Below are 16,757 nucleotides of genomic sequence, written 5' to 3' on the forward strand. Positions count from 1 at the left end.
TCATAAAGATTAACGACCTCTTGTTCGCGGCCAAGAGGCCCTGGGCGGCGAACGGGACGTCTCGCCGCGCGCCTTTCCGGCCGACATCAAGAGAAGGTTAACCGGCCCAGCCTATGGTCCCCGGAATCGCGCGACGGGGGAACTCCATAGATGGCGCCGGGGATCGAGGAAAAGCCGCCTGCGGAACGCAAGGGAATCGTGGTGCGATCCGACGAGGAGGATCCGGCCCTCGCCGCGCTTCGCATGATCACCTCGACCCATGCGGTCCGTTATTTTCACATCACGCTCTGGGGCGTTTTCCTGTCGAGCGTCGTCAGTCTACCGACGGCTGCGATCTGGTACGCGCTGACGATGGCCGCCGGCTACGCGCGCTCGCTCGTCGAGGCGCGCATCCGCGCCAGGCTCAAGTCGAATCAAAAAGCGTCGCAGCGCGCCTATGCCTTCGTGGCGATGGCCTCATGCATGTTCTGGGCAGTTGCGCCGGCGCTGGCCTGGACGAGCGCTCATCCGTTTGGTCAGGCTGCGGGGCTGTTCCTGGTGCTTACGGGATTCGCTCTCGGCCTTTCGCAGTTCCGCTCGACGCCTCTCAACGCGCTGATCGTGACCTCGCCCTACAGCGCCGTTCTTCTCTGGTTCGTCTATGACAGTTTCGGCGGATCGGGGTTCTGGACCGTGTCGGCGGCCGCGCTGGTGCTTTATGCGACCGTTTCCTACAATCTGATGTTCAGTCAGCTTCTGCAGAAAGAAATGCAGCGCGGCGCGGCGGAGCGCTCGCGCCTCATCGAGGAACTGCAGGCGGCCCGAATCGCCGCCGAGAAGGCCTCCGAAGCAAAATCGATGTTTCTGGCCAACATGAGCCATGAAATCCGCACGCCGATGAACGGCGTGCTCGGCATGGCCGAGCTTCTGGCGCAGACAAAGCTGGACACCCGACAACGCCTCTATGCGGAAACGATCCACAAGTCCGGCGCGGCGCTTCTCACGATTATCAACGACATTCTGGACTTCTCGAAAATCGAGGCGGGCAAGCTCGAACTCGATCCTCAGCCGTTCGACCTTCGCGCCGCGATCGAAGACGTCGCTGTCCTGATCGCGCCGCGCGCGCAGGAAAAACGCCTCGAAGTCGTCGTCCGCTTTCAGCCGGATCTGCCATGCAATGTCGTCGGCGACAGCGGGCGCATCCGCCAGATCATCACCAATCTCGCCGGCAATGCGGTGAAATTCACCGGCGCCGGCTACATTCTCATCGGAGTCTCGGGCGAGGAAAAGGATGGGAAAGCGCTTATCCGCGTCGAGGTCTCCGACACGGGAGTGGGCATCGAACCCGAAAAGCTCGACCGCATCTTCGATGCGTTCCAGCAGGCCGACTCAAGCACGACGCGCAAGTTCGGCGGCACGGGCCTCGGGCTGTCCATCTCCAGGCGGCTCGTTGAAGCGATGGGCGGGGAGATCGGCGTGACGTCGCAGCTCGGGCGCGGGTCGACCTTCTGGTTCACCTTGACGCTTTCCGTGCATGACGAGGCGGTCGCGCCTGCTCCGGTCGCATATGACGCGCAGGGCGCGCGCGTGCTGATCGTGGACGACGTGGAGGTCAATCGCCATATCGCCGCCGAGCAGCTGGTCGCCTGGGGATTCTCTGTCGACGCAGCCGAAAGTGGGCCGGCGGCGCTCGAAATGATGCGAGCCGCCGCGCGATCCGGCGCGCCCTACGCCCTGGCGATTGTCGATTACTTCATGCCCGGCATGGATGGCGAGATGCTCGCGCGCGCGATCCGCAACGAGGCGGCGCTCGCGGAAACGCCAATTCTCGTGCTGACGTCAGTGGATCAGCAGGGGGATGCGCGGCGATTCCGCGAGATCGGCGTCGACGGCTATCTGGTGAAGCCGGCGCGCTCGACGCTCCTGTTGCAGACGATCATGAACATCCTGTCCAGCAGAGGGTTGGCGGGCGCGGCCGAGGAAGAGGAAGAGGAAGAGGAAGATCTTCCGAAGAACGATGGCCAGATGACTGCTGCGGATGAACTTGATGGCAGGATTCGCATCCTGCTCGCCGAGGACAACGAGGTGAATCAGCTCGTCGTCAAGCACATGCTCGATGCGGCGCGCCACGAGTTCATCGTCGTCGCGAACGGACGCGACGCGGTGGCCCGCTATCGGGAAGCCGCCGGCGCGTTCGATCTCGTGTTGATGGACGTCTCGATGCCTGAAATGGACGGCTATGAGGCCTCCCGAGCCATTCGCGCCCTCGAAGCTGAACAGAATCTGCCGCGCACGCCCATCATCTGTCTGACCGCGCATGTCATGTCGCAGGACGTCGAGCGCAGCGAAGCGGCCGGCATGGACGATTTCCTGGCGAAGCCGGTCAGCAAGGAGCGGCTCGAGGCGGTCGTCGCGCGCTGGGCAGGCGGCGACGAAGACGCGAAACAGGCCGCGCAGGTGGCGTGAGGTTTCAGCCGCGCGAGGGTGAGGCCTTTTCCCTAGTCCGGCTCCCCCGGTCCGCCATGTCGCTCGCCGCGCCTTACCGCCGCCGCGCCGCGTTCTTTTTCCACACGACGATGAAATAGCCGATCAGCAGCAACCAGAAGGGTATGACGTTGCTGGGTTTGTCGACGAAAAGCGTGGCGGCGATCATCACCCCGGCCCAGATCGCTGCGACGATGGCGTAAATGCGCCGCGCCTTTCCGGCGCTGTCGCGCCGGCCGGTTCTTTCGGCCATCCGTTCATTCCTCTGCGCTGAGGCCGTGCGTCGGCGTCAGCCCGCTGCATGATCGCGCCAGCTTGGCCGCATTTCGCGCTTCGAGCGAGACCTGAAGCGATCACAATGAGGAGAGAGGGGCGCGAAACGGAACCGTCAGCCGGCCAGCCGCTCCAGCTCTTCCGTCGCGATATCGTAATTGGCGTAGACGTTCTGCACGTCGTCGCAGTCGTCGAGCGCGCTGATCATTTTCATCAGCGTTTCAGCGGGTTGGCCGGAAATCTCCACGAGGGTCTGCGGCTTCCAGATCAGCTTGACCGCGGCCGCCTCGCCGAACTTATCCTCGAGCGCGCCTGAAACCTCTGCGAGCCGGTCGGCGGCGCAGTAAATCTCATGAGTTTCACCTGAAGACTGAACGTCATCGGCGCCGGCCTCGATGGCGGCTTCCAGCATCGTCTCCTCGTCGGCGGCGGCGGCCGGATATTCCACATAGCCGACCCGGTCGAACATGAAAGAGACCGAGCCCGTCTCGCCCAGATTGCCGCCGTTCTTGGCGAAGGCCGCGCGCACTTCGCTCGCGGCCCGATTGCGGTTGTCGGTCAGCACCTCGACGATGACGCCGACGCCGCCTGGCCCGAAACCTTCATAGCGGATCTCCTCATAACCGCCGGCGTCGGCGCCCGTGGCCTTCTTGATGGCGCGATCGATGTTGTCCTTGGGCATGGACTGCGCCTTGGCGGCCTGGATGGCGAGGCGCAGGCGCGGATTGAAGGCCGGATCCGGCGCGCCGAGTTTGGCCGCGACCGTTATCTCCTTCGATAATTTCGAGAAGATCTTGGAGCGCCTGGCGTCCTGACGGCCCTTGCGGTGCTGGATGTTCGCCCATTTGGAATGTCCGGCCATGAAAGCCCTCGCTCTCGTCCTTGCGCTGGGAAGACTGGGCGTTTAGCCCGTCCCCGCGGGCGAGTTCAAGCCGGCGCGGCCCCTCGCCCGGACAGGAGGCTGCGATGAGACTCGATCTTGCGGGAAAGACCATTCTGCTCACCGGCGCCTCGCGCGGCGTGGGGGCGGCGACGGCCCGGCTCTGCGCGCAGGCCAGGGCGCGCGTCATCGGTCATGCGAGCCGGGAGAGCGCGGAATCGGCCGCTCTCGTCGCCGCCGGGATCGTGGCGGACGGCGATTTTCTGTTCGAGGACCTGCGCGCGCCGGGCGCGGGCTTGCGTCTCGCCGTGCGCGCGATCGAGCGGGCGGGCCGGCTCGACGGGCTCGTCAACAACGCCGGCGTCTATCAGGCGACGCCGCTTGACGGCGCGCAGGAAGCCTGGGATTCGGGCTGGGAGGACACCCTCGCGGTGAATCTGCGCGCGCCGGCCGATCTTGCGCGCGCCGCCGTCGCACATTTTCGCAGGCAAGGGGGCGGGCGCGTCGTCAATATCGCCAGCCGCGCCGGCCATCGCGGCGACGGGCCGGACCACGCCGCTTACGCCGCCTCGAAAGGCGCGCTTCTGTCCATGACCAAGACCTATGCGCGCGCCCTCGCCGGGGAGAACATCCTATTTTACGCGATCGCGCCGGGCTGGATCGAGACCCGCATGGCGCCGGAGGACGTCGCAGCGCGCGCAAAGGCGGTCGGCGAGATTCCGCTCGGGCGCGTGGCGAGCCCGGAAGAGGTCGCCGCCCTCGCCGTCTTTCTGCTGAGCGACGCCTGTCCGTCGGCGACCGGCGCGACCTTCGACGTGAACGGCGCTTCCTATGTGAGGTAGGCGCGCGCGAGCGCCCGCGTTCAGGAAAAGTCGGGGCGCGCTTCGCGCAGCCGGCCTCCCAGCCGGACCGGTTCGATCCGGCGCGCGAGCCCGGCGTCGGGGTCGACCTCGACGATGACGCCGCACACGGTCGCCGCGCCGCTCGCCGGCTCCATCCGCCCGCTGGGTATCTTGGTGACGAAGCGCTGCAGGGGTTCGGCCTTGTCCATGCCGATCACGCTGTCATAGTCGCCGCACATGCCGAGGTCGGTGACATAGGCGGTTCCCTTCGGAAGGATCTGATCGTCCGCTGTCGGAATATGGGTGTGGGTGCCGAAAACGAGACTTGCCCGCCCGTCGAGATGATGGCCCATGGAGCATTTCTCGCTCGTCGCTTCCGCATGGAAGTCGACGATCACCGCGTCCGCGCCATGGCCGAGCCCGAGCTTTTGCAGCTCGCGGTCGACCGCCGCGCACGGGTCGTCGCAGGGCGGCATGTTCCGCTGGCCTTGCGCGTGGACGACGAAGACGTTGCGTCCGTTCGTCGTGCGAAAGATCCCGACGCCGCGGCCGGGAGCGGCGGCGGCGTAGTTCACCGGCCGCAGCAGGCGCGGCTCCCGGTTGTAATAGTCGATCTCCTCGCGCTGGTCGAAAGCATGGTTGCCGGTGGTGATGACGTCCGCGCCGGCTTCGAAGAGCGCTTCGCAGATGCGCTGCGTCACCCCGAAACCGCCTGCGGCGTTCTCGGCGTTGACCACGACGAATTCGAGCTCATAGGCCCGGCGAAGCCTGGGCAGCTGGTCCAGGAGCGCGCGCCGGCCGGCGCGGCCCATGACATCTCCGAACGCCGCCAGTCTCATGCCGCCCGTTACGCCTTTCCAACGCGGATCGCCTCGCGCTCTGTGATGATCCAGTCGAGGCGCTGGTCTAGGGGCGAAAGCGGCAGGGCGTCAACTTCCTGCGCGCCATAGGCGTAGCCGACGGCGAGAACGGGCCTGCCGGCGCGCAGGGCGGCCAGGCTCCGGTCGTAATAGCCTCCGCCATAGCCGAGCCTGCCGCCTGCGCGGTCGAACGCCAGAAGGGGCGCGACGACGATGTCGGGCGCAAGCGCTTCGGCCTTCTCGTCGGGCGCGCATATGCCGAACGCCCCTTTGACGAGAGCGTCGCCGGGGCGATAGCGCCGAAAGCCGAGCGGCGCGTCGCGGCGCGCGACGACCGGCAGGGCGAGCGCCGCGCCGCGCGCGGCGAGCGCTTCGGCCAGCGGCGCGGTGTCAAGTTCGTCCCTGATCGGATGATAAAGCGCCACGACGGCGCCTTCGGGAACGGCGACCGCCTCGAGAAAGTTCTTTGCAGCATGACGGGCCGCGTCGGGCCTCGCCTTCGCGGCGGCGCGGCGTTCGGCCTTCATTTTCTCGCGCAGAATGCGCTTCGGGTCGAAAAACGGCGCGATGGGCGGGAACACGCCGGCTCCTCGGGGCTGGCCGGGGCGCGCGAAAGCAAAACGCCGCTGCTTTCGCAAGACCGCCGGATGAAACTGGAGCCGCCCTGGCCGTCGGACTGTTATTCGCCCTGGACCCTAAGGACCAGGTGGGCGCCGCATGATGGAAACCACGGTTTCCGCCAGAGGCGGCTCCCATTCTATGAGCTACGGCCCCGGGGAATGTCGTCCTGACGCGCCGGGCAGCGAGGGCGAACATAAGAAGCCGCCCCTGGCGCGTAAAGGGCGGCCGGCGCGTTATTCGAGCGCGCCGAAGGCGATCGCCTTGACCAGTTCGCCGGCGCGCGATCCGGGATCGCGCGGGCCCGGCTCGCGCTGGGCCATCACCGCCACGGCGAGATCGTCGGCGGGGCTGATGAAAAAGCTCGTGTCGTAATACCCGCCCCAGCCCCACTGGCCGGGCGCGTCGGTCGAGCCGGTCAGCCCCGGACTCCGGATGATATAGCCGCCTAAAGCGAAGGTCGTGTTCGACCGTCGCCATTCGTCGAAGGTCGCCTCGACCGGCGCATGCGGTTCGAGCATCAGACGGACGGTCGCCGGCGACAGGACGCGCGCGCCGTCGAGTTCGCCGCCATTGAGGAGCATCAGGCAGAAGCGCATATAGTCGCGCGCCGTGGCGACGAGGCCCGCGCCGCCCGAGGCCCAACCGAACCCGCCGGCGTTGGGGTCGGGCGCGAAGTCGCCGCCTTTCGAGGGAACGAGCCGGCCTTCCTCGTCGAAAGCGTAGACCACGGCGAGGCGATCCAAATCCGACTCGTCGAGGAAAAATTCCGTGTCGCTCATGCCGAGCGGCTCGAAAAGCCGGGCGCGCATGAACGCCTCAAGCGTCTGCCCCGAAGCGACCTCGACGATGCGGCCGGCGATGTCGGTTCCGTAGCTGTAGCGCCAGACCTCGCCAGGCTGCTCGTAGAGCGGCAATTCGGCGAGCCGCGCGACGCGCGCGGCCAGATCGCCCTCCATGAAGTAAAGGTTGTTGTCGAGATAGAGCCGTCCGAGATCGGTCTCGTAATCGAAGAGATAGCCGATGCCGCCCATATGGGTCAGGACGTGATGAACGGTGATCGGCCGCTTCAGAGGCTCGGTCGGAATCTCGCCGTTTTCATCCCTTTCGTGGGAGAGGGCGACGCGGGCCTCGGCGAAGGCGGGGATGTAGCGCGAGACAGGATCGGAGAGCAGCACTTCTCCGTCCTCGACGAGCTGCATGAGCGCCGCGGTGACGAGCGGCTTCGTCATGCTGGCGATGCGAAAGCGGGTCGCCTGGCTCATGGGGACGGCGTTCTCGCGGTCGGCGAGGCCGACGGCGGTCTCGTAAACGATCTTTCCGCGATGGGCGACGACGGCGACGAAACCGGCGCGCTTGCCGGCGTCGACCTCATCCTGAAGAACCGCTTCGATGCGCGCGAGACGGTCCTGGGAAATTCCCCGCGCCTGATCGACAGACGCCGCCGCGCTTTCGGGAGCCGGCGTTTCGCCCGCGCAGGCTGTCAGAGCGATGGCGGCGAAGGAAGCGAGGATGGCGGCTTGAAGGCGCATAGGACCCCCCAAAAGGTTGCGGAAAGACGGCGCGCATTCGAAGCGCTTCGCCCGGCGAGGTCAATGCCGGAAACGTCGTCAGGATCTGAAGCGATAAATTCCGATCTGCGCCTCGCCGTAGCGGCGCCGGTCGATTTCCTCGAAGCCCTGGACGGCGACGGGAGATTCGTCCTCGCCCTGTTCGACGACGGCGAGGGCGCCCGGCGCGAGCCAGCCGCCCGCCTTCAGCGCCTCCAGCGCCGGCGGCGCGAGGCTCTTGCGATAGGGCGGGTCGAGAAAGGCGATCGTGAAAGGCGCGCCGACGCCGGCGGGCTTCGGGCCCAGCGCCGTCGCCGAGCGGCGATGAATGCGCGCGCAGCCGAACAGCCCCAGCGCTTCGATATTGTCGCGGATGGCGCCGCGGGCGGCCGCGTCCGTCTCTACGAACAGGCACCAGACCGCGCCGCGCGAGAGCGCTTCCAGCCCGAGCGCGCCCGAACCGGCGAAGAGGTCGATCGCCCGCGCGCCGTCGAATGAAAAGTCTTCGCGATGAGAGAGAATGTTGAACAACGCTTCACGCGTTCTGTCCGCAGTCGGACGGGTGTCGGCGCCTTTCGGCACGACGACCCGTCTGCCGCTGAACCTGCCGCCGACGATGCGCATGGGGTCAGCCCTTCGCGGCCGCGTCCGGATAGGCCGGCCCCTTGATCTCGACCTCGTTGCCTTCCGGATCAAGCACGTAAATCGAGGGGCCTTCGCCCTCCGCGCCGTAGCGGTCGCCGCCCTGCGTGACCGTCGCGCCGTGAGCCTCGAAATGCGCGCGCAGGACCGCCTCGTCGAAGCTTTCGACCGCGAGCGCGAAATGATCGACGTTGCGCCCTTCGACGCCCGGCGCCGCGCCGCCTTTCGCGCCGAGGGGGCCGTCGAGCGCGACGAGGTCGATGAGGGCCGAGCCGGCGCGCAGGTGATAAAGCCCGAGCGCTGGCTGTTCATGATCGAGCGCGCACCCCAGAACGTCGCAATAAAAGGCGATCATGCGCTTCACGTCGCGCGCGCGCAGAACAATGTGGTCGACGCCCTTGATCTTCAGCGGCGGCTGCGGCATGGGGTTTATTCCTCCTTGTCCAGACGATGACCCTCGACATGGCGCGCAAGCCGATCCCGCGCCGTCCTGTCGCGCTGTTTGTCGGCTTTCGTCCGGCCGTATTTCAAGCGGTTCTCCGCCGCGCGTCGCTCATCCGCCTCGCGCGCTTTCTTCTTGCGAAAACGGTTGAGGTTGACGATGTCGCTCACAGGCCGATCTCCGCGCAGATTTTTTTGCCAAGTTGTTCGCGAAGCTGTTTCGTCGGGATCTCCTCAATGGCGCCTTTCTTCAGCGAGCCGAGCTGGAAGGGGCCGTAGGCGACGCGGATGAGCCGGTTCACTCTGAGCCCGAGATGATCGAGTATCTTGCGCACTTCCCGGTTCTTGCCCTCGGCGATGGAAATGGTCAGCCACGCATTGCCGCCCTGGCGGCGGTCGAGGCTCGCCCGGATGGGACCATAGCGCACGCCGTCGATCTCGATTCCGTCCTTGAGCGCCGCGAGATCGGCCTCGCCGACCTGGCCGTAGGCGCGCGCGCGATAGCGCCGCACCCAGCCGGTCGAGGGCAGTTCGAGGCGCCGAGCGAGGCCGCCGTGGTTGGTCAACAGCAATAGCCCCTCCGTCGCGAGATCGAGCCGGCCGACGGAAATCACGCGGGGCAGCCGGTCCGCCGCCGCCTCGAATACGGTCGGCCGGCCCTGCGGGTCCTTATGGGTCGTCACGAGGCCCGCCGGCTTGTGATAGCGCCACAGGCGCGCAGCTTCCGGCGCGCCGACGCGCACGCCGTCGACGCGCACCTCCATGTCGGGCGTGACCTTGAAGGCGGGCGTGGTCAGCGTGTTTCCGTCCACTGTGACGACGCCCATTTCGATCAGGCGCTCGGCCTCGCGGCGCGAGGCGACGCCGGCGCGGGAGAGGAATTTGGCGATGCGTTCGCCGGAACCGAGCGGTTGCGGACGTTCAGCGGACATAGGAGACGATCTGTTGCGGCTTCCCTATGTAGCGATGGAACCGGCGTTCGCAAACCGCAGCCGCGCCGCCGGACGGGCGGTTCGGCGAAGGCGGGGCGCGGCCAGGGTCGCCTTGAGGATGTGTACACATTCGTGTATATGATGGATATGGCGTCCTCGAAATCAGGAACGCTTGGAGGACGCCCGCATGGCTCGGCGTTTCGAATGGGATGAAAACAAGCGGCAGGAGGTATTGAAAAAACGCAAGATCGACCTTCTTGAGGCGGCCCGCATGTTCAACACGCCGGAGAAGATGGAAGTCTGGGTCGATCAGCGACAGGAAGAGACGCGCGTGAACGCCATCGGAGAGGTTGCGGGCGTCTGGTATGAGCTGGTTTACGCCGAACGCGGCGACGTGATTCGTCTTATCACAGCATGGAAGTTGAATGAAAAAACCAAAAGAAAAGCTCAAGCGCGCTACGCTCGAAGAGCTCGACGCGATGAAGGAGCGCGGCGAGATACATGATCCCGCGCCGGACGCGCCGGAGTTCGATGTTACGCCCGGTTTCTGGGAGCGCGCCCAGCCGTATGTTCCGCAGGGAAAGTCGTCCGTTCATCTGCGCGTCGACAGCGACGTGCTGGAATGGTTCAAGTCGCAGGGACCGGGGCACCTGACGCGCATGAACGCCGTCTTGCGCAGCTATTACGAGGCCCGGCGCAAGAAGAAGTCAGCCTAGGCGCGATGAACGACAAGGACATGATGCGCCGCGCGCTCGCCGAAGCGCGCGCCGCCGCCGAAGCCGGCGAGGCGCCGATCGGCGCGGTGCTCGTCGGCGAGGCGGGAGAGATTCTCGCCGCCGCCCATAACGCGCCGATCGCCAGCCATGATCCGACCGCCCATGCGGAAATACGCGCCTTGCGCCTGGCGGCCGAAAGGCTCGGCAATTACCGGCTGCCGGGGACGACTCTCTATGCGACGCTCGAGCCCTGCGCGATGTGCGCCGGCGCGATCAGCCATGCGCGCGTGGCGCGGCTCGTCGTCGCGGCGAGGGATCCGAAGGGCGGGGCGGTCTGGCACGGACCCCGCTTCTTCGAACAGCCGACCTGCCACTGGCGGCCCGAGATCGCGGAGGGGCCGTTCGCCGCAGAATCGGCGGCGCTGCTGCGCGACTTCTTCCGGGCGCGCCGGTGAGCAAGCTGCGCCGCGCGCTTTTCCCGGCGCGCCCGCGCGCTATGCTGGCGCAGAGGAAGGAGCCCGCCATGGATTTCGAATACTCTGCCCGCTGCAAGGAATATCTCGCCCGCATCAGGGATTTCATGGAGCGCCATGTCTATGAGGGCGCGGAGATTTACGAACGTCAGCACGCTGAGTTCGGGCCTGGCGAGGGCCGCTGGAAGATCCCGCCGATCATCGAAGAGCTCAAAGCCAAGGCCAGGGCGGAAGGGCTGTGGAACCTGTTTCACCCCGATCCGAAATGGGGCCCCGGCCTTTCCAATGCGGATTACGCTCCCCTCGCTGAGCAGATGGGCCGCTGCCACATCGCGCCGGAGGTGTTCAACTGCGCCGCGCCCGACACCGGCAATATGGAAGTGCTGATGAAATACGGCTCGCCCGAGCAGCAGGAGCGATGGCTCAAGCCGCTGCTCGACGGCGAAATCCGTTCCGCTTTTCTGATGACCGAGCCGCAGGTCGCCTCCTCGGACGCGACGAACATCGAGACCGACATCCGCCGCGACGGCGACGACTATGTCGTCAACGGCCGCAAATGGTGGTCGTCGGGCGCGGGCGATCCGCGCTGCAAGATCTTCATCGTCATGGGCAAGACGGACAAAAACGCCGAGCGCCACAAGCAGCAGTCGATGATTCTCGTCCCGGCCGATGCGGAAGGCGTGAAGGTCGTCCGCCATCTGCCCGTTTTCGGCTATGACGACGCGCCCCACGGGCATATGGAGGTCGTGCTGGAGAACGTCCGCGTGCCGAAGGAGAACATCATCCTCGGCGAAGGGCGCGGATTCGAGATCGCGCAAGGCCGGCTCGGGCCGGGCCGCATTCATCATTGCATGCGCACCATCGGCGCGGCCGAGGTCGCGCTCGAAAAGCTTGTCAGGCGCATCCTCACGCGCGAGGCGTTCGGCAAGCCGATCTACAAGCATTCCATCTGGGAGCAGCGGGTGGCCGAAGCGCGCGTCGATATCGAGATGGCGCGGCTTTTGACGCTCAAGGCCGCCTGGATGATGGACAAGGTCGGCAACAAGGCGGCCCAGGCCGAGATCGCCATGATCAAGGTCGCCGCGCCGCGCGTGGCGCTGAAAGTGATCGACGACGCGATTCAGGCCCATGGCGGCGCCGGCGTGACGACGGATTTCGGCCTGGCGCAGGCCTACGCCCATATCCGCACCTTGCGCCTCGCCGACGGGCCGGACGAGGTTCACTGCCGCGCCATCGCGCGCATGGAGTTCAGGAAATATTCGAACGCGCTTTGAGCGTTCCAGTTCAAGGGCCTGCCTCGTTCGTGTTATTGGTCGTCTGGCGCGTGCAGCCTGCGCGGAGGCCGGTCATGGACTTTATCGACGACGCAGCGTTCTGGGCGGTTCTGGCCGCCGTCGCCATCGTCGCCTATCTCGTGGGCCGCATGAGCGGCGCCGGCTCGCCCGAGGACCGCGCCGAGCGGCGCATGCGCGAGCGGCAGGAGGCCGAAAACGCCTTCTCCAACATGGCGCCGAGCGCCCAGCAGGAAATCGACCGGCTCATCGCGGAAGGACGCATGCTCGAAGCGATCAAGCGCTTCCGCGAAGAGACGGGGCTCGGCCTCAAGGAGTCCAGGGACGCCATCGACTATCGCCGCGCCGCGATAGGCCAGGCGTAAGGGCGCGCCGCGCGGCTCACGCGAGCGCCGCGCGCACCGCCTTCGCCCCTTCGGCTGGGGGAAGAAGCGGCTCGAAGCGCCCCTCGCGCAGCATCGCCGCGGCGGCTTGCGCCATCGCTCCGTAGGCGAACCAGGCGGCGAGACCGCCGATGCTCACGCGCGCCGCGCCGGCCTCGGCGAGCTCGGCGAGACTCGCCCCGGCGAGTTTGCCGATCGCCAGAACGTTGACGGGCTTTGAAACGGCGGCGCAGACGGTCCGCACAGCCTCGATGTCGGGCAGGCCCGGCGCATAAAGAACATCCGCGCCGGCCGCTTCGAAAGCCTGCAGGCGGGCGATGATCTCGTCGAGATCGTCCTGTCCGTGAAGAAATCCTTCGGCGCGCGCCGTCAGCACGAAACCGTGGGGCGCGGCGCGGGCCGCTTCGACCGCCGCGGCGACGCGCTCGACCGCGCGCGCTCGCTCGATGACGGGGGCTTCCGGATCGCCCGAGGAATCCTCGATCGACCCGCCGGCGAGACCGGTCTCGCCGGCGAGCCGAATGGTTTCGGCCGCGTCTTCGGGCGCAAGGCCGAAGCCGTTTTCGAGATCGGCCGAGACCGGAACGTCGACGGCCGCGGCGACGGCGCGGGCGTGGGCGAGGGCTTCCGCGCGCGCGACGCGATAGTCGTTGCGTCCCAGGGTAAGCGCGAATCCGGAAGAGGTCGTCGCGAGCGCGCGAAATCCGAGGCTTTCTAGAACGCGCGCCGAGCCCGCGTCCCATGGATTGGGCATGATGAAGGGCGCGTCCTTTTTATGCAGTGTACGGAATGTTTCGACTTTTTCTGCGGTCGTCGGCATAGGGGGATGCTCCTCCGGGCGTTGGAAGCAAAGGCTGCGATCGTCATCGTGCCGGACGGGGCGGGGATCCGCCGCCCGATTCTTGCGGGCGCGGCGGGTTCATCCGTCCGCGCCGCGACGGAGGAACTCCGCCTCGATCTCGATGGTCACGGCGTCGCCGACGAGCTCGCCATATCGGTCGATCCCGAAATCGCTGCGATTGATCGTTCCGCGCGCCGAGAAGCCGACGACATACGCGCCGCGCAGCATGTCGCGCGCCCCGCCGTTGAAGACCACGTCGAGGCTCGCCGGCTTCGTCACGCCCTTTAGCGTGAGCGTTCCGGCCACGCGGCCTGCATTCGCATCAGTAATTTCAACCTTCGTCGAGCGAAAGACCGCCTGCGGATGATTTTCAGCGTCGAACCATCGCGCGCCCTTCAGGGTTTGGGCGAATTCGTCATTCGCGACGTCCAGGCTGGCGATGTCTATGACGGCCTCGACCCGCGCCGCCGCGGGATCGTCCGTATCAAAATCAAGCGCGGCGTCGAAGCGTTCGAAGCGGCCGACATATCGGGAAAAGCCGAGATGGCCGACCTTGAAGACGAGCGCGGCGTGGTCGGGGTCGAGCCGGTAGGCGCCTGCGCGCAACGCTTCCGGCTCGGCGCCGACCTGCGGCTTGACGAGACTGGCGCAGGAGCCGGCGAGCAGCGCGAGCGCGGCGGCGAGGAGAGGCGCCCCGAGGCGCAGCCGCCTTCCTGCGGCGGGCGGCGGGGCGGGCGCGCCGTCACGCATCGACGGTTTCTTCCTTGGGCTGGCGCGCCTCCCAGTCCATGCGCTTCATCGCCTTTTGCAGCTTTTCGAAGGCGCGGACCTCGATCTGGCGCACCCGTTCGCGGCTGATGCCGTATTCCTTGGACAGCTCTTCGAGCGTGGCCGGATTATCCTTCAGCCGCCGTTCGGCGATGATGTGCTGCTCGCGTTCATTGAGCGTGGCGAGGGCCTTTTCGAGCAGGCTCATGCGCAGCTCGTATTCGTCCTCGTTGGCGAGCTTCAGTTCCGGGTTCTCGGCGTTTTCGTCGACCAGCCAGTCCTGCCACTCCCCGCCGCCGTCGCCGTCGCCGCGCAGGGGCGCGTTGAGCGAAGTCTCCTGACCGGCCATGCGCCGGTTCATGGAGATGACGTCGTCCTCGGTCACGCCGAGCTTCGTGGCGATATGCTCGACCTGCTCAGGGCGCAGATCGCCTTCCTCCACGGCGTCGATCTGGCCTTTCAGCTTGCGCAGGTTGAAGAAGAGCTTCTTCTGCGCGGCGGTCGTACCGATCTTCACCAGCGACCACGAGCGCAGGATGTATTCCTGAATGGCGGCGCGGATCCACCACATGGCGTAGGTGGCCAGACGGAATCCCTTGTCGGGGTCGAAGCGCTTGACCGCCTGCATCAGCCCGACATTGCCTTCGGAGATGACTTCGCCCAGCGGCAGGCCGTAGCCGCGATAGCCCATGGCGATCTTGGCGACGAGCCGCAGGTGGCTGGTCACGAGCTTCTCGGCCGCCTCCGGGTCGCCATGCTCGCGGAACCGCTTGGCGAGCATGTACTCCTCGTCCTTGTCGAGCATCGGAAATTTCCGGATCTCGGCGAGGTAGCGGGAAAGACTTCCCTCCGGCGTCAGGGCGGACGTCGCTGCGGCGAGTGCGTTGCTCATGTCAGGCGCTTTCTTTCCCCTCCGGCGCGCCATAGGGGCGGGGCGCCGAGAGGCTCATATATGTGCTCATACGCGCAGGCCAAGGCTTCGGTTCGCGTGATTTCGCCGCCCTGGCGCGGCCCGATTCCGGACCAGCCCATCCTATCAGCCCGGGCGCGGCGCGGCGAGCCGGGCGATGGCCGCAGACGGGCCCTCACAGCGCCCTCAGCGCCGCGACGAGCGCGGCGAAATCGGCGGGCGGGGCGGCCTCGAAGCGCAAGGGCTCGCCGGTCGCGGGATGGACGAAGCCGAGGACGCGCGCGTGAAGGGCCTGCCGGCGAAAGGCGGCGAGGGCCGCGATGGCGCGCTCGGCGGCCGCGTCGCCCGGCTTGAGGCCGGCCAGGCCCGGCCCGCGGCCGTAGACCGGATCGCCGATCAGCGGATGGCCGATATGGGCCATATGGACCCGGATCTGATGGGTGCGCCCCGTTTCGAGACGGCACTCGACGAGGCTCGCCAGCGCGTCGCCGGGAAGGCGCGCGCGCCCGCGCCCGAACGCCTCCGTGATGCGGTAATGAGTCACCGCATGGCGCGCGTCCGGGCGCGCGTCGCCGTCGCGGACCACGGTCATCTTCTTGCGGTCGGCGGCGGCGCGGGCGAGGGGCGCGTCCACGGTCCCGACGCCCGGCCGCGGCGCGCCGATCACGACGGCGTCATAGGCCCGCTCGATGTCGCGCCCGGCGAAGGCGGCGGCGAGGCCCTGATGGGCCGCGTCGTTCTTGGCGACGACGATGAGGCCCGAGGTGTCCTTGTCGAGGCGGTGGACGATCCCTGGCCGCGCGACGCCGCCGACGCCCGACAGGCTGTCCCCGCAATGGGCGATGAGCGCGTTGACGAGCGTGCCGGTCCAGTTGCCCGCGGCGGGATGGACGACGAGCCCGGCCGGCTTGTTGACCACGACGAGGTCGGCGTCCTCGTAGCGGATGTCGAGCGCAATCGCCTCGGCGCGCGGGGCGGCCGGGGCGAGGGGCGGGACGGTCAGGCGATAGCGCTCGCCGGCGCGGATCTTCCAGGACGGGTCGTCGAAGACCGCGCCGTCGCGTTCCAGCGCCCCCCCTTCGATCAGCGCCTTGAGGCGCGAGCGGGTGAAGCCGTCGAGGCGCTCGGCCAGCCATTTGTCGAGACGCGCGCCGGCGTCCTGCGCCGCGATGAGGAAGTCGCGCGTCTCGCCTGCCGGCTTGTCGTCGTCCTCGCGCGCGGTCATAAGCCTCGCCGTAAGAGCCTGCGTCCCGATGGCGCCGATGCCCGAGCCCGCCGCCGGAGTCAAACCATGCCCGCTGAAAACGCTCCCGATTCCCGCCGCGAGGACGCCCCGCCGAGCGGCGCCCTGCCCATCGCCAGCGTGATCGGCGCGCGCAACCTTCTGATCATCATCATCACCATGCCGCTGTTTTTCCTCGGCGCGTTTCTGGCCGCGCTCTTTATCTTCGGGCCGAAGGAGGCGCGCGAGGCCGCGCGCGCCGACGCGCCGGCGCGCGCGGCGTTCCCCGAACCGCGCCAGCCGATCGCGCTGCCCGCCGGCGCGCGGGTGAGCGCCATGACGCTCGACGGCGACCGGCTGGCGCTGAGCGTCGAGACCGAGGCGGGAGCGAGCCGCGTCATCATCTACGATCTCGCCGCCGGAGCCGTCGCGGCGGAGATTCCGCTGGAGACCGCCGACGGGCGGCGCTGAGCGCGCGCCGCCAAGGGGCCGGCCCTTCGCGCAAGTGGCGACGGCGGGGCGGCGAATCGCACGAAACGGCGCGGCGGCGAGTCGCGCTGAGTCTGGCGCCGCAAGGGCTTCGGGCCGGTTTCGAACGATTCGGCTTTGCGCGAATCGCGCGGTTTCGCCCCGAAGGGGCGCGCGCGGGCG

21 protein-coding genes and 1 other RNA gene are annotated in these 16,757 nt (G+C 67.4%); 8 read left to right on the top strand and 14 right to left on the bottom strand.

Annotated elements, in window-relative coordinates; all coding sequences use genetic code 11:
• Positions 1 to 150: 150 nt before the first annotated feature.
• Positions 151 to 2,445, top strand: a complete 2,295-nt coding sequence (locus CHB64_RS13910; RefSeq protein WP_089413222.1) for a response regulator — start codon at positions 151 to 153, stop codon at positions 2,443 to 2,445.
• Between the two features lie 73 nt (positions 2,446 to 2,518).
• Here CHB64_RS13910 and CHB64_RS13915 read toward each other — a convergent pair whose 3' ends face one another.
• A complete protein-coding gene (locus CHB64_RS13915) occupies positions 2,519 to 2,716 on the bottom strand; it encodes a hypothetical protein (protein ID WP_089413223.1) in 198 nt (65 codons plus the stop codon).
• A gap of 135 nt (positions 2,717 to 2,851) precedes the next feature.
• Positions 2,852 to 3,598 carry a YebC/PmpR family DNA-binding transcriptional regulator gene (locus CHB64_RS13920; RefSeq protein ID WP_089413224.1) on the bottom strand — a complete coding sequence of 249 codons (747 nt, stop codon included), beginning with the start codon at positions 3,596 to 3,598 and terminating at the stop codon, positions 2,852 to 2,854.
• Positions 3,599 to 3,702: 104 nt separating this feature from the next.
• On the opposite strand from CHB64_RS13920, the gene CHB64_RS13925 reads away from it, so the two are divergent.
• Positions 3,703 to 4,458, top strand: a complete 756-nt coding sequence (locus CHB64_RS13925) for an SDR family NAD(P)-dependent oxidoreductase (RefSeq protein ID WP_089413225.1) — start codon at positions 3,703 to 3,705, stop codon at positions 4,456 to 4,458.
• 20 nt (positions 4,459 to 4,478) lie between these two features.
• On the opposite strand, the gene CHB64_RS13930 is transcribed toward CHB64_RS13925, so the two are convergent.
• From CHB64_RS13930 to CHB64_RS13965, 8 genes are all read right to left on the bottom strand, one after another.
• Positions 4,479 to 5,297: a TIGR00282 family metallophosphoesterase gene (locus CHB64_RS13930; RefSeq protein WP_089413226.1), complete on the bottom strand. Its 819-nt coding sequence runs from the start codon at positions 5,295 to 5,297 to the stop codon at positions 4,479 to 4,481.
• Positions 5,298 to 5,305: 8 nt separating this feature from the next.
• On the bottom strand, positions 5,306 to 5,899 hold the full coding sequence (locus tag CHB64_RS13935) for a 5-formyltetrahydrofolate cyclo-ligase (RefSeq protein WP_200815396.1): 594 nt from the start codon (positions 5,897 to 5,899) through the stop codon (positions 5,306 to 5,308).
• Positions 5,900 to 5,970: 71 nt separating this feature from the next.
• Positions 5,971 to 6,127: non-coding RNA, 6S RNA (gene ssrS, locus CHB64_RS13940), on the bottom strand.
• Positions 6,128 to 6,172: 45 nt separating this feature from the next.
• Positions 6,173 to 7,468 carry a serine hydrolase domain-containing protein gene (locus tag CHB64_RS13945; protein ID WP_089413227.1) on the bottom strand — a complete coding sequence of 432 codons (1,296 nt, stop codon included), beginning with the start codon at positions 7,466 to 7,468 and terminating at the stop codon, positions 6,173 to 6,175.
• 78 nt (positions 7,469 to 7,546) lie between these two features.
• Positions 7,547 to 8,110 (bottom strand): 16S rRNA (guanine(966)-N(2))-methyltransferase RsmD, encoded by a 564-nt coding sequence (rsmD, locus tag CHB64_RS13950; RefSeq protein WP_089413228.1) that lies wholly within the window; start codon positions 8,108 to 8,110, stop codon positions 7,547 to 7,549.
• A 4-nt stretch (positions 8,111 to 8,114) separates the two neighbouring features.
• Positions 8,115 to 8,552, bottom strand: a complete 438-nt coding sequence (locus CHB64_RS13955; protein ID WP_089413229.1) for a VOC family protein — start codon at positions 8,550 to 8,552, stop codon at positions 8,115 to 8,117.
• 5 nt (positions 8,553 to 8,557) lie between these two features.
• Positions 8,558 to 8,740: a DUF4169 family protein gene (locus CHB64_RS13960; RefSeq protein WP_089413230.1), complete on the bottom strand. Its 183-nt coding sequence runs from the start codon at positions 8,738 to 8,740 to the stop codon at positions 8,558 to 8,560.
• Positions 8,737 to 9,501: a pseudouridine synthase gene (locus CHB64_RS13965; RefSeq protein WP_089413231.1), complete on the bottom strand. Its 765-nt coding sequence runs from the start codon at positions 9,499 to 9,501 to the stop codon at positions 8,737 to 8,739. Before CHB64_RS13965 ends, CHB64_RS13960 begins: the two co-directional genes overlap by 4 nt.
• A gap of 187 nt (positions 9,502 to 9,688) precedes the next feature.
• Here CHB64_RS13965 and CHB64_RS13970 point away from each other — a divergent pair, with 187 nt between their 5' ends.
• The 5 genes from CHB64_RS13970 to CHB64_RS13990 all read left to right on the top strand — a co-directional run bounded on the left by CHB64_RS13970 (position 9,689) and on the right by CHB64_RS13990 (position 12,347).
• Entirely contained in the window at positions 9,689 to 10,006 is a 318-nt protein-coding gene (locus CHB64_RS13970) for a BrnT family toxin (protein ID WP_089413232.1), read from the top strand.
• A complete protein-coding gene (locus CHB64_RS13975; RefSeq protein WP_089413233.1) occupies positions 9,981 to 10,217 on the top strand; it encodes a BrnA antitoxin family protein in 237 nt (78 codons plus the stop codon). Before CHB64_RS13970 ends, CHB64_RS13975 begins: the two co-directional genes overlap by 26 nt.
• Positions 10,218 to 10,222: 5 nt before the next feature.
• Positions 10,223 to 10,672, top strand: coding sequence for a nucleoside deaminase (locus tag CHB64_RS13980; RefSeq protein ID WP_089413234.1), 450 nt, complete (start codon positions 10,223 to 10,225; stop codon positions 10,670 to 10,672).
• Between the two features lie 68 nt (positions 10,673 to 10,740).
• The gene (locus tag CHB64_RS13985; RefSeq protein WP_089413235.1) at positions 10,741 to 11,964 is read left to right on the top strand and encodes an acyl-CoA dehydrogenase family protein; all 1,224 of its coding nucleotides are present in this window, start codon (positions 10,741 to 10,743) and stop codon (positions 11,962 to 11,964) included.
• A gap of 74 nt (positions 11,965 to 12,038) precedes the next feature.
• Positions 12,039 to 12,347, top strand: coding sequence for a hypothetical protein (locus CHB64_RS13990; RefSeq protein ID WP_089413236.1), 309 nt, complete (start codon positions 12,039 to 12,041; stop codon positions 12,345 to 12,347).
• 16 nt (positions 12,348 to 12,363) lie between these two features.
• Here CHB64_RS13990 and CHB64_RS13995 read toward each other — a convergent pair whose 3' ends face one another.
• The 4 genes from CHB64_RS13995 to CHB64_RS14010 all read right to left on the bottom strand — a co-directional run bounded on the left by CHB64_RS13995 (position 12,364) and on the right by CHB64_RS14010 (position 16,109).
• Entirely contained in the window at positions 12,364 to 13,185 is an 822-nt protein-coding gene (locus tag CHB64_RS13995) for an isocitrate lyase/PEP mutase family protein (RefSeq protein WP_089413237.1), read from the bottom strand.
• A gap of 99 nt (positions 13,186 to 13,284) precedes the next feature.
• Positions 13,285 to 13,956 (bottom strand): YceI family protein, encoded by a 672-nt coding sequence (locus CHB64_RS14000; protein ID WP_089413238.1) that lies wholly within the window; start codon positions 13,954 to 13,956, stop codon positions 13,285 to 13,287.
• The gene (gene rpoH, locus CHB64_RS14005; protein ID WP_089413239.1) at positions 13,949 to 14,866 is read right to left on the bottom strand and encodes an RNA polymerase sigma factor RpoH; all 918 of its coding nucleotides are present in this window, start codon (positions 14,864 to 14,866) and stop codon (positions 13,949 to 13,951) included. The genes CHB64_RS14000 and rpoH overlap by 8 nt, the downstream gene beginning before the upstream one ends.
• Positions 14,867 to 15,059: 193 nt before the next feature.
• Positions 15,060 to 16,109, bottom strand: coding sequence for an RluA family pseudouridine synthase (locus CHB64_RS14010; protein ID WP_089413240.1), 1,050 nt, complete (start codon positions 16,107 to 16,109; stop codon positions 15,060 to 15,062).
• Between the two features lie 66 nt (positions 16,110 to 16,175).
• Between CHB64_RS14010 and CHB64_RS14015 the strand changes: the two genes are divergently transcribed.
• Complete coding sequence (locus CHB64_RS14015; RefSeq protein ID WP_089413241.1) at positions 16,176 to 16,577, top strand: hypothetical protein; 402 nt, start codon at positions 16,176 to 16,178, stop codon at positions 16,575 to 16,577.
• Positions 16,578 to 16,757: the final 180 nt, after the last annotated feature.

The organism is Amphiplicatus metriothermophilus (genome assembly GCF_900199215.1).
GTDB classification, from domain to species: domain Bacteria; phylum Pseudomonadota; class Alphaproteobacteria; order Caulobacterales; family Parvularculaceae; genus Amphiplicatus; species Amphiplicatus metriothermophilus.

Excerpts from the sequence above, each read along its gene's own strand:
- CHB64_RS13910 (WP_089413222.1), top strand. The coding sequence starts at position 151 with ATGGCGCCGGGGATCGAGGAAAAGCCGCCTGCGGAACGCAAGGGAATC.
- CHB64_RS13915 (WP_089413223.1), bottom strand. The coding sequence starts at position 2,716 with ATGGCCGAAAGAACCGGCCGGCGCGACAGCGCCGGAAAGGCGCGGCGC.
- CHB64_RS13920 (WP_089413224.1), bottom strand. The coding sequence starts at position 3,598 with ATGGCCGGACATTCCAAATGGGCGAACATCCAGCACCGCAAGGGCCGT.
- CHB64_RS13925 (WP_089413225.1), top strand. The coding sequence starts at position 3,703 with ATGAGACTCGATCTTGCGGGAAAGACCATTCTGCTCACCGGCGCCTCG.
- CHB64_RS13930 (WP_089413226.1), bottom strand. The coding sequence starts at position 5,297 with ATGAGACTGGCGGCGTTCGGAGATGTCATGGGCCGCGCCGGCCGGCGC.
- CHB64_RS13945 (WP_089413227.1), bottom strand. The coding sequence starts at position 7,468 with ATGCGCCTTCAAGCCGCCATCCTCGCTTCCTTCGCCGCCATCGCTCTG.
- rsmD (WP_089413228.1), bottom strand. The coding sequence starts at position 8,110 with ATGCGCATCGTCGGCGGCAGGTTCAGCGGCAGACGGGTCGTCGTGCCG.
- CHB64_RS13955 (WP_089413229.1), bottom strand. The coding sequence starts at position 8,552 with ATGCCGCAGCCGCCGCTGAAGATCAAGGGCGTCGACCACATTGTTCTG.
- CHB64_RS13965 (WP_089413231.1), bottom strand. The coding sequence starts at position 9,501 with ATGTCCGCTGAACGTCCGCAACCGCTCGGTTCCGGCGAACGCATCGCC.
- CHB64_RS13970 (WP_089413232.1), top strand. The coding sequence starts at position 9,689 with ATGGCTCGGCGTTTCGAATGGGATGAAAACAAGCGGCAGGAGGTATTG.
- CHB64_RS13975 (WP_089413233.1), top strand. The coding sequence starts at position 9,981 with ATGAAGGAGCGCGGCGAGATACATGATCCCGCGCCGGACGCGCCGGAG.
- CHB64_RS13980 (WP_089413234.1), top strand. The coding sequence starts at position 10,223 with ATGAACGACAAGGACATGATGCGCCGCGCGCTCGCCGAAGCGCGCGCC.
- CHB64_RS13985 (WP_089413235.1), top strand. The coding sequence starts at position 10,741 with ATGGATTTCGAATACTCTGCCCGCTGCAAGGAATATCTCGCCCGCATC.
- CHB64_RS13990 (WP_089413236.1), top strand. The coding sequence starts at position 12,039 with ATGGACTTTATCGACGACGCAGCGTTCTGGGCGGTTCTGGCCGCCGTC.
- CHB64_RS13995 (WP_089413237.1), bottom strand. The coding sequence starts at position 13,185 with ATGCCGACGACCGCAGAAAAAGTCGAAACATTCCGTACACTGCATAAA.
- CHB64_RS14000 (WP_089413238.1), bottom strand. The coding sequence starts at position 13,956 with ATGCGTGACGGCGCGCCCGCCCCGCCGCCCGCCGCAGGAAGGCGGCTG.
- rpoH (WP_089413239.1), bottom strand. The coding sequence starts at position 14,866 with ATGAGCAACGCACTCGCCGCAGCGACGTCCGCCCTGACGCCGGAGGGA.
- CHB64_RS14010 (WP_089413240.1), bottom strand. The coding sequence starts at position 16,109 with ATGACCGCGCGCGAGGACGACGACAAGCCGGCAGGCGAGACGCGCGAC.
- CHB64_RS14015 (WP_089413241.1), top strand. The coding sequence starts at position 16,176 with ATGCCCGCTGAAAACGCTCCCGATTCCCGCCGCGAGGACGCCCCGCCG.